The organism is Paracoccus sp. (in: a-proteobacteria) (assembly GCF_030538655.1).
In the GTDB taxonomy this organism is placed as follows: Bacteria; Pseudomonadota; Alphaproteobacteria; order Rhodobacterales; family Rhodobacteraceae; genus Paracoccus.
The window spans coordinates 1-2377 of record NZ_JAUNTO010000046.1 but is presented as its reverse complement, the minus strand read 5'-3'; the positions used below and the strand labels follow the sequence as shown (position 1 = coordinate 2377).

Sequence of the window (2377 nt, the reverse complement as noted above, 5' to 3'; positions counted from 1 at the left end):
CGCATGCGCTATGGCATGGATCACTTAAATGAAGACGCCGCCTAACGCCGGATCACCCATTTCCAGCCGGTCAGCATCGGTCGGATCAGATTCTCGCGCTTCCACAGGCGATAGAACAGGACCACCGCCACATGCAGCAGCACCAGAATCAGGATCAGGTTCGCGCCCAGATGATGCCAGCCCACCGCCTTGCGCGATGTGGCGCGGCTGACCTCTGACGCCAGCGGACCGATGTTAATGTAATCATCGGGATCGGCGATCAACCCGGTGCCGACCTGCCAGATCAGCACCGCCAGCAACGCCAGCACCGACAGCGCGCCCAAAGGATTATGCCCCGGCCAATAGCTGGGGCGGCGGTCGAACATGTGGCGGGCATAGCCGATGATCGCACCCGGCCCGCGCACAAAGCTGGTAAAGCGTGCCGGTTCAGGCCCGATGATGCCCCAGATCAGACGAAACGCCACCAATCCGATGATGGTGTAGCCCAGCCAGAAATGCAGCCACATGTTCAGCGGGCCGAATTTGCCCAGACACCACGCGGCGATCACCAGAACGGCCAGAATCCAATGAAACCCGCGCAACAGCGGGTCCCACAGCTTCACCTTTTCCGGCTGGGCGCTGGATTGCCCGGCGCTCATTCCGGTTTGCGGAACTTGTCGTGGCAGGATTTGCAGCTGCCGCCCAGCGCCTGAAGAACCGGCCCGATATTGGCCTGACCACCCTTGACGGCTTCGCCCGCGCCCGATGCGGCCTCGCCCAAAGCGGCGTATTTGGTGGCGAAATCGGCGCTGTCGGACCAGATCACCGGCAAGGCGCCCGTATCGTCCATATCATCGCTGGAGGTGCCTTCGACAAACAACCCGGCCAGCGCATAATTGCTGAGAACGCCGATGTTCGTTGCGGCGGTCGAGGCGGCGTCCTCGTCATAGGCAATCTCGCCACGGGCCATGCCCGACAGCACGCCCATATTGATGCCCAGCATCTGGAAATAGCCCTGACGCGCCTCGACCGCCGCTTCTTTGGCGTCGTCAGCAAAGGCGACCGCAGGCATAGCGGCCAAAATGGCGGAAAGGATCAACTTTTTCATAGGAGGTCTCCGGTTTGACTGTCGTTTGGATGGTCTCGGCCCGCACGCGCAGCCTGCCACAACCGGCGAAAAGCATCAATGCCGGCCCGTTCACACGCACGCGAATGAAACCCGGCAGTCGCGGGGCGGAAACGCTCCGCCCCGCAGCGTGGTTCAGGCATACAGGTTCTGCACACCGATCTGCTGGTGGATATTGTTCACCTGATCGCGGCTCAGCCCCATGCCCTGCGCCAGCGCGTGCAGGTATTCAGCCTCGGCCTTGCTGTCAAAATCGATGGCCATCAGCGACATGGCATACACCTGTGCCTCCAGCCCCTTGGGCACCTCGCGCGCCAGGGCGGCGGCATCCACTGGTGCGGCCATCTGTTCGCGAATGAACTGGCGTTCTTCATCGTCGATGTCGCCCAACTGCCCGGTCAGGCGCTGTTTTTCGTTATCGTCGATCTTGCCATCAGCCTTGGCCGCCTGAATCATGGCGCGCAACATCAGCGCGGCCACGGCATTCTGTTCGGGGGTCGGAGCGACCTCGGGTTCGTCCTGACGCACCACGGCATCGTTGAATAATTCGCCAAAGCTGGCGTCGTTCTGCTGTTGCGCCCCCTTCTGCGCAAGACCGCCCGCCGCACCACCCAGCAAGCCGCCCAGAAGATCACCCAGACCGCCACCACTGCTGCCGCGCGCGGTCGCGCCACCACGGGCCTGACTGGTCAACTGGTCCAGAATACCGCCCAGACCGCCGCTGGCACCCGAGGAATTCGGCCCGCCATAGCGACGCCCGGTGCCAGCACCGCCGGTCTGTCCGCCCAGCACCTGACCCAGAATATCACCCAGACCGCCACCACTGCCGGTGGCGCGGCCCGATTGCCGCCCGGTCACGCCGCCGATCAGGTCATCCAGCAGCCCGCCCTGCGACCGGCCAGCGGTGGCGGTGCCGGAACCACCCTGCTGGGCGCTCTTCATCACACTGCCAATCCCTTTCGCCAGCATCACGCCAGCGGCCACACGGGCCAGGGTCTTCATCATGCTCATGGCATCCTCCAAAGATCATCTACCGCTCTCAGTCTGGCGCGGCATCAGCCGGACATGCAACGCCTTTCGGCTGCGGCAGGTTCCCTGCCCAAACGCATCCCAAGCCCCTGTTCGCGCCCTTGATTTTTCCCGGCCGGACTTATACATCGCGGCGGACGTAGAAACGGGGCCATTTCGCAACGCCGCCCCGCGATCAGGAGGCCCATATGGCAAAGGCAAAATTTGAACGGACGAAACCGCATGTCAACATTGGCACGATTG

The 2377-nt window shown here is 63.0% G+C and carries 3 protein-coding genes; all 3 read right to left on the bottom strand.

What is annotated here, in order from left to right; all coding sequences use genetic code 11:
- Nucleotides 1-41: 41 nt before the first annotated feature.
- The 3 genes from Q4G22_RS15625 to Q4G22_RS15615 all read right to left on the bottom strand — a co-directional run bounded on the left by Q4G22_RS15625 (nt 42) and on the right by Q4G22_RS15615 (nt 2116).
- Nucleotides 42-638 carry a cytochrome b/b6 domain-containing protein gene (locus tag Q4G22_RS15625; RefSeq protein ID WP_303386813.1) on the bottom strand — a complete coding sequence of 199 codons (597 nt, stop codon included), beginning with the start codon at nt 636-638 and terminating at the stop codon, nt 42-44.
- Nucleotides 635-1087 carry a cytochrome c gene (locus Q4G22_RS15620; RefSeq protein WP_303386812.1) on the bottom strand — a complete coding sequence of 151 codons (453 nt, stop codon included), beginning with the start codon at nt 1085-1087 and terminating at the stop codon, nt 635-637. Before Q4G22_RS15620 ends, Q4G22_RS15625 begins: the two co-directional genes overlap by 4 nt.
- A 153-nt stretch (nt 1088-1240) precedes the next feature.
- Nucleotides 1241-2116, bottom strand: coding sequence for a DUF533 domain-containing protein (locus Q4G22_RS15615; protein WP_303386811.1), 876 nt, complete (start codon nt 2114-2116; stop codon nt 1241-1243).
- Nucleotides 2117-2377 lie beyond the last annotated feature (261 nt).